General features: G+C 53.1%; 8 protein-coding genes. 2 read left to right on the top strand and 6 right to left on the bottom strand.

Annotation, left to right across the window (positions count from 1 at the left end; translation table 11 throughout):
• Positions 1-869 (top strand): RNA-guided endonuclease InsQ/TnpB family protein (locus R6U67_RS09365; RefSeq protein ID WP_410252301.1); only part of this gene is annotated, 869 nt, incomplete at its 5' end.
• A 320-nt stretch (positions 870-1,189) separates the two neighbouring features.
• On the opposite strand, the gene R6U67_RS09360 is transcribed toward R6U67_RS09365, so the two are convergent.
• The 5 genes from R6U67_RS09360 to ffh all read right to left on the bottom strand — a co-directional run bounded on the left by R6U67_RS09360 (position 1,190) and on the right by ffh (position 6,197).
• A complete protein-coding gene (locus tag R6U67_RS09360) occupies positions 1,190-1,711 on the bottom strand; it encodes a YqeG family HAD IIIA-type phosphatase (protein WP_410252300.1) in 522 nt (173 codons plus the stop codon).
• Positions 1,712-1,749: 38 nt separating this feature from the next.
• Positions 1,750-2,832: an endolytic transglycosylase MltG gene (gene mltG, locus R6U67_RS09355; protein ID WP_410252299.1), complete on the bottom strand. Its 1,083-nt coding sequence runs from the start codon at positions 2,830-2,832 to the stop codon at positions 1,750-1,752.
• Between the two features lie 28 nt (positions 2,833-2,860).
• Entirely contained in the window at positions 2,861-3,424 is a 564-nt protein-coding gene (locus R6U67_RS09350) for a DUF3727 domain-containing protein (RefSeq protein ID WP_087706295.1), read from the bottom strand.
• A 143-nt stretch (positions 3,425-3,567) separates the two neighbouring features.
• A complete protein-coding gene (locus R6U67_RS09345) occupies positions 3,568-4,566 on the bottom strand; it encodes a zinc-dependent alcohol dehydrogenase family protein (RefSeq protein WP_410252298.1) in 999 nt (332 codons plus the stop codon).
• A gap of 173 nt (positions 4,567-4,739) precedes the next feature.
• Entirely contained in the window at positions 4,740-6,197 is a 1,458-nt protein-coding gene (gene ffh / locus R6U67_RS09340) for a signal recognition particle protein (protein ID WP_410252297.1), read from the bottom strand.
• Positions 6,198-6,391: 194 nt separating this feature from the next.
• On the opposite strand from ffh, the gene R6U67_RS09335 reads away from it, so the two are divergent.
• The gene (locus R6U67_RS09335; RefSeq protein ID WP_087706301.1) at positions 6,392-6,610 is read left to right on the top strand and encodes a hypothetical protein; all 219 of its coding nucleotides are present in this window, start codon (positions 6,392-6,394) and stop codon (positions 6,608-6,610) included.
• Positions 6,611-6,751: 141 nt separating this feature from the next.
• Here the strand turns inward: R6U67_RS09335 and R6U67_RS09330 are convergent, their stop codons facing one another.
• Entirely contained in the window at positions 6,752-6,919 is a 168-nt protein-coding gene (locus R6U67_RS09330; RefSeq protein ID WP_087706303.1) for a metallothionein, read from the bottom strand.
• Positions 6,920-7,097 lie beyond the last annotated feature (178 nt).

Here is a 7,097-nt window from a genome sequence, read left to right as displayed (position 1 = left end):
ACTGCATCCAGGGCAATCAAGTCACACTACCCAAGCTGGGTGAAGTCAAGTTGATTCAACATCGCCAAGTGCCAGATGGGTTCACGATTAAGCGGGCTTTGGTAACAAAAAAGGCAGACGGCTGGTATGTTACGTTAACCCTTGAAGACAAGAGCGTTCCTGACTTGCCAGCGATCGAGATACAGCCCACCGAAACCAATAGCATTGGTGTAGATGCAGGGTTGGAATACTTCATCGCCTGCTCAGATGGCACCAGGAAGCAGCCGCCAAAGTTTTATCGGCAAGCCGAAGATAAGTTGGCTAAGCTCCAGGCTAAACGAGATGCGAGGGCTAAAGGTTCAAAACCACGTCGCAAGCTCAATGAGCGTATTGCCAAGCTGCATCAACGCATTGCGAGGCAGCGGCGGCAATGGCATTTTGAAACGGCTGGCGAGTTGGTGGCCAAAGCTGACGTACTCTTTGTGGAGGATTTGAAAGTTTCCAATATGGCCCGACGCAATAAGCCAAAACAGGGTGAGGATGGAGCTTTCCTCCCCAACGGTCAATCGGCTAAGTCGGGACTAAACAAAAGTTTTGCTGATGCTGGGATAGCTGGGTTCCTGAACGAAATCCTTCCGTACAAAGCTGCAAAAGCTGGGCGGTTGGTTGTGAAGGTTAACCCCGCTGGCACATCCCAACATTGTGCAATTTGCCTGAACCGAGTTCCCAAGGAGTTGTCTGACCGCTGGCATGAATGCCCGCATTGCGGTGCGTCTATGCCACGGGACCTTAATTCTGGGGTACTCATCAAAAAAGTGGGGTTGGGCGTTCGCCTCACTATAAAACGCGAATCCCGTAACGGGAGGAGAAGCCCGCGCCGTACCGCTTAGCGGTCGGCGTCGGGAGTACGTCACCCATAGCGCAAAATGGGGAACAAGCCTGAGACTTGTCCCCCATTTTGGTTTTTTTTAAAGGGTTTTTGAGCTATATTCGGGGTCTTTATAGAAGACTGACCCCTTTGAAGGATGGGATCTTTATGACGTCGATCCCCTTCAAGTGTGGAGTCTTTATACAAGCGGACTCCTTTCAACCTTCCACTAGGATGACAGAAATTTCCAGAAATCCTGACAAACGTAATTATTTTTTTATATTTCGCGATTTAACGTCCTGTGAACAGGTATTGCGTTTTATGACTGTTGTGATACAGTTCTTAACGATTGGCGGTTAAGGAAGCCCCAAGCACTTGAGAGAGCCACACCTCCACGGAACGAACCGGAGACTGACGCACAGACTCCCCAGGATCAACCATCGGCTCAACCAAAACCGTAAACATTCCCATGCGATTGCCCGCTAAGACATCCGTAAACAGGCGATCGCCCACCATAGCCACCTGAGCCACGGGTAAATCCATGGCTGACACCGCTCGCCAGAGTTTGCGGCGGAAGGGTTTAGCGGCGAAGAAGATATAGGGCAATTCCAGAGACTTAGCAATATTACCAATGCGGGTTTCACTGACATTGTTGCTCACCAGCCAAAGCGTGGCCACCTGACGCAACTCGATAATCCGCTGATGCAGTTCCTCCGAGGCCTCCATTTGTCCAATTGGGACCAGAGTTTCGTCCACATCAAAGACGAGCCCCTTCAAATTATGTTCAACCAACAGTTCCGGCGTAATATCCAGAACTGTGCCGCCCAGAACCAAATCTGGCTGTAAGAGTTTGCCCCAAGACATAGTAAAAGGTGAAGTAACAGGTTAAAGAGCTCGGAGAGTTAGAGGGGTTCGTCACGTTGGGCGAGTTCTCGTTCAACCCGAGCGATCGCCGCCTCATGCTCGACAAGAGTACGACTAAAAAAGTGTGTCCCGTCATAGCGAGCCACAAAATACAAATAGGGAGTATCCTCAGGGTCCAGAGTCGCTTGTAAACTGGCTAATCCGGGGCTGGCGATCGCCGTCGGCGGCAATCCAGGATTGCGATAGGTATTATAGGGGGAATCCACCTCAACCTGACTCCAGGTCAGCGGGGTATTGATCGTTTGACGAATCCCCAGAGCATATTCTACCGTCGGATCTGCCCCCAAATTCATTCCCGTCCGTAACCGTTGCCAGAATACCCCAGCAATCGTGCGTCGCTCCTCAGGAACCACCGCTTCTCGTTCCACAATAGAACCTAAGGTGACCCATTCCTGCAAGCTCATCGGCTCCGGCGGTTCCCTGCGTTCATATTCAGGTAACGCCACCTGTTCAAACTGGAGCAACATCTGATTGATAATCACCTCAGGGGTAACAGTTCCTTCTCCTATCTGATAGGTATCGGGGAACAGATAGCCTTCGAGATGGGGAATCTCGTCCGGGAGCCAGTCAAAGCGATCGCGGGGAATCTCAGTGGTGGCCTCCAAAAACACCTCAGCCGAGAAAAACTCTCGTCGCTCAAAATACTCAGCCATTTCACGGCGAGACCAACCCTCAGGAATCGTAAAACTCTGGCTAGAGACCTCTCCATCCCAGATTTGCGCCCCAATCTCCGTCATCGACTCCTGAGGCGAAAATCGATAAACCCCTGCCTGAAACGACCCCTCAGGCTGTCGCCAGCGTAGCCAACGCGCCCATAACTCCCAAGCTCTAGCCGATTGAATTAACCCCACAGCTTCGAGATCTCGGCCAATTTGTGCCGCTGGTGTTCCTTGGGGAATATCAAGTTGAATGGCCGTCACATCCTCGGGCGACAACTCCTCAGTGGCGGTCTCCGCGACGGGAGCCGTGGCCCAACTCCACCAAGACCATCCTTGCCAAGCTCCCACGGCGATCGCCGCCGGAACTGCCAGGTAAAACGCACCTTTCGCTAGTCGTCCCACAAATTTCCCCTCATCAACTCAACAAGTTCTACTCCAATCCCTTAAACAGACGTTCGGCAATTAAACTCTCAATCGACGGCAACAACGGTTCTAACTCATCGAGTTCTTCATCGGTGAGTAACTCAGGCTTAGCCTCAGCATTAATACGGGCCAACACGAGCATCGGATCAATCGGAACATACAGTCCATACTCCTGTTCCCCCTCATAGAAGTTCGCCAAGCAGAGCAATTCTTCCTCATCCTCATCGCTATCCGCCTCATTGAGGGCCTCAATCGCTTCGTCGAGTTCAGGAATATCCCCGACCACCGTTAGGGTTAAGGCCGTGCGTTGTAGCAACAAATCCTGTTGGGCCAAAACGGCCTTGGCTGTTTCAAACACCGCATCAATTTGCTCGTCGGTTGCTAAATCCGCCTCCTCATCGTCGCTCTCATCATCCCCAAACCACGTCACCAAATCCACGGGAATATTCACCGGGAGTAACACCGCGTACTCCACACCATTCATCTCAAACTGATGTTCAACATAACAAGGGAGCGATCGCCCCTGGTCATCGGTAACAGACACAATGGTGCTATGAGGAGTTTCGTTCATGGATGATTCAACACCGCTAAAGACTAAAGAATGACAACCTGTCGGGACAGATCGCTCCCCTTAAGATAGCACGGGGGGCGATCGCCGTTGCACCCTGGCCACAACCCCCTAGCCACAACCCCCTAGCCGCGACCCCCTAACCGCTACTCCATCGTTAACACCACTTTCCCCGACATCGATCCCGCCTCAATCCGTCGATGGGCCTCGGCCGCCTCCGCCAAGGGAAACACCTCACTCACCTGAACCTGCAACGATCCCCCATCAAACAAGCGTCCACATTCGCGCAGAATTTTCGCCTGTTCCGCCTGTTCCTCCCGTAAATCGAGCAACATCGGCGTTAACATCAACTCCAAACCCACGCGCAGATTCCGTTGACGCGCTCCCTTCAAATTGCCATCCTCACTCGGTTGCAGCAACGTCACCACATCCCCATACAGGTTCACCGCCTCGCAGCTGCGATAAAACGTCTCACCGCCGACCGTATCAAACGCCACATCAACCCCTTCCCCATCAGTCCAGTCCAGCACCGCCTCAACAAAATCCTGCTGAGGATAGAGAATCGGCAAATCCGCACCTAAACCCTTGACAAAATCCGCTTTTTGTGCATTAGATACCGTCGTGGCGACCATCGCACCTTGACGTTTCGCCAACTGCACCGCCACATGGCCCACACCGCCGGCTCCAGCGTGAATTAAAACCCGTTGTCCCGCACAAAGACGAGCGCGGTCATAAAGCGCTTCCCAAGCCGTAATCAACACCAGAGGCGCCGCCGCCGCTTCCTCAAAACTCAACGATTGAGGTTTTGGCGTTAAACAATGCTGTTCCACCAGAGCATATTCAGCATAATTGCCCTGAGATCCTCCCAAACCCCCAAAGCAGAAATACACCGCATCTCCCGGGCCAAACCCCGACACATGGGGGCCAGCCACCTCCACAACCCCAGCCCCATCGCAGCCCAGAATATCCGGGGAACCATTCGAGATAAACGTTCCCCGTTGTCGCACCTTCGTATCAATGGGGTTAACTCCAGCCGCCTTCAGTCGAACCAACACCTGAGTTGGCGTTTGAAGTTGGGGAACCGGCAGATCCCGCAGTTCTAGCACATCAGGCGCACCCGCACCCGTCATCACAACAGCTTTCATCGCACTCTATCCTCACTCATCAATCATCACCCAGCGGCCTACACCCCCAAATCCCACTCACCTCTCCCCCAAAGGGGGCAACCATAAGGGGACATTCCTACTGTTCCCTGTTCCCTGTTCCCTGTTCCCTGTTCCCTGTTCCCTGTTCCCTGTTCCCTGTTCCCTTTCTCCCCCTACAACTGCCCAAACCCTTTCTTTTTCTTCTGTTTCTTCTTCTTCTTAGACTTGCCGCCGCCAGGACCCCGGAAGCCAGGACGAGGGCCACCGCCGCCCATCATACCAGCAAAGGGATTCATGCCGGGCATTCCGCCCCCACCCATACCGGGGAGATTCCCTTGTCCCATTTGCTGCATCAGCGATCGCATCTTCTTGAAATCGCTCACCAACTTAGTCACATCCGACTCCTGAAACCCAGATCCCCGAGCAACCCGACGGCGGCGACTTGGAGAACTCGACAAGATCTCGGGGTTGGTGCGTTCCTCAACCGTCATCGAGCCAATCATAGCCTCAGAGCGTTTGAGTTGAGTTTCCCCCTTCTGTAAATCGTCATCGGAAATCTGTTTCCCCATCCCTGGGATTAACTTCATAATCCCCCCCAGAGATCCCATACTCTTCATCAAGCGGGTTTGTTTGAGGAAATCATTAAAGTCAAACTGAGCCGAGAGGATTTTCTCCTGCATCTTCTCAGCATCAGCCAAGTCCACCTGTTCAGCGGCTTTCTCCACCAAAGACAGCACATCGCCCATTCCCAAAATACGGGAGGCCATGCGATCGGGGTAAAACGGTTGTAAGGCTTCGACCTTTTCCCCCATCCCCACAAACTTAATCGGCGCCCCAGAAATCCGTCGCACCGAGAGAGCCGCCCCACCGCGACTATCCCCATCTAACTTGGTGAGAATCGCCCCACTGATGCCAATTTCTTGATCAAAGGTGCGCGTCAGCGTGGCCGCTTCCTGTCCCGTCATGGCATCCACCACCAACAGGGTATCGTGAGGTTGAATCGTCGCCTTGATGCGCGCCAACTCCGCCATCATGTCCGTGTCGATTTGCAAGCGTCCCGCCGTATCGACGATGACGGTATCAATCCCGTCGGCTTTAGCTTGTTCGACCCCCTGACGGGCAATCTCGACGGGGTCCGCATCGGTTCCCATCTCGAAGACGGGGACATCAATTTGCTCCCCGAGAGTTTTGAGCTGATCGATCGCCGCCGGGCGATAGATATCCGTCGCCACGAGCAGGCTAGAGCGGTTCAGTTTACGCAAATGCAGAGCCAACTTTGCCGAAGCCGTGGTTTTCCCGGTCCCCTGTAGCCCCGCCATGAGGATAACCGTGGGCGCCACATCCGCATGAGCCAGAGGGACATTGCTCTCCCCCATGATGGCCACTAATTCATCATTGACAATTTTGATGAATTGCTGATCCGGACGAACCCCGGAGATGACCTCAGCCCCCAGGGCTTTCTCTTCAACATCGGCCACAAATTCCTTGACCACTTGCAGGTTCACGTCGGCAGTGAGGAGAGCGCGACGAACCTCTGTCAAGGCATCTTGAATGTTGGCTTCCGAGATTTTGTCTTGTCCTCGGAGCTTTTTCCAGGCTTCTTCTAAGCGTTCAGCAAATGCGTCAAACATGAAATATTGGGGTTAGCAGAACGAACAGTGATTATTAGCAGCCGGCGGGGGTTGCGCCTTGGCTTCCCTAAGAATAGCAAGAATTGGGGCGGGGATTCGAGAGACGGTTTTCCCCCATCGCCGCCTGGGAACGATCCGCGCTAGGATTTTAACGTTCCAAATCTGTTTCCCCTACGCGCCGAACCTGCAAGCCTATGTTCTTCGACGAACTTCAACCCATCTTCAAAGAGTTGACTGCTGAGCCGATCGCGTTTTTCGGTGGCTTTGTCTCTGGAGTGCTACGCCTGGATTTAGCTGAAGAGCCACTCAAGAGTTGGGTTGGCCCAACCACCGAGTCAACGACCTCATCAGCGTCTGGCTCGAGCAGCGATCGCGACAATGGCAATGGACCCCAATCTATTACCATTGAATAACTCGATTGTCAAGCTAAAACGCTCAAGATTTCCCAGAGACGGGCAGTCATAGATGTAGAACGAAAAAAGGAGGGGCGCGATGCTCCTCCTTTTTTCGTGCTTTCTGGTCAGGTTCAGGGATGGATATCCCCACTCTCAGCCCTAGCTGTGACAAGTACAGCCCTTGTGTCCACAGCCAGCCCCATCGGGATGACCATCGGCACAAGCTTGACTGCAATAGGGTTTGTCGTCTTTCATCACCGCGTTTTCCAAGCTGACGATACAGAGACACGAATCGCAGGCGCATTTCATTTGAGTTACGGTTGCCATGATTAAATATCCTTTTTGTTTACAACATCTGAACAGTTATTCAGATATTAGCACAACAACCCAGCCCCGACCACAAAACCGGCAAAGCGTAACAGAGCTTTAACAATTCCCCGAAAGAGGGCGCCCACCAGAAAACGCCTCTTGCCTCTTGCCTCTTGCCTCTTGCCTCTTGCCTCTT

The organism is Sodalinema sp. (genome assembly GCF_046483825.1).
In the GTDB taxonomy this organism is placed as follows: domain Bacteria; phylum Cyanobacteriota; class Cyanobacteriia; order Cyanobacteriales; family Geitlerinemataceae; genus Sodalinema.
The sequence above is the reverse complement of the archived record's forward strand: the minus strand, read 5'-3'. Positions and strand labels throughout refer to the sequence as shown.

Excerpts from the sequence above, each read along its gene's own strand:
- R6U67_RS09360 (WP_410252300.1), bottom strand. The coding sequence starts at position 1,711 with ATGTCTTGGGGCAAACTCTTACAGCCAGATTTGGTTCTGGGCGGCACA.
- R6U67_RS09350 (WP_087706295.1), bottom strand. The coding sequence starts at position 3,424 with ATGAACGAAACTCCTCATAGCACCATTGTGTCTGTTACCGATGACCAG.
- R6U67_RS09345 (WP_410252298.1), bottom strand. The coding sequence starts at position 4,566 with ATGAAAGCTGTTGTGATGACGGGTGCGGGTGCGCCTGATGTGCTAGAA.
- ffh (WP_410252297.1), bottom strand. The coding sequence starts at position 6,197 with ATGTTTGACGCATTTGCTGAACGCTTAGAAGAAGCCTGGAAAAAGCTC.
- R6U67_RS09335 (WP_087706301.1), top strand. The coding sequence starts at position 6,392 with ATGTTCTTCGACGAACTTCAACCCATCTTCAAAGAGTTGACTGCTGAG.
- R6U67_RS09330 (WP_087706303.1), bottom strand. The coding sequence starts at position 6,919 with ATGGCAACCGTAACTCAAATGAAATGCGCCTGCGATTCGTGTCTCTGT.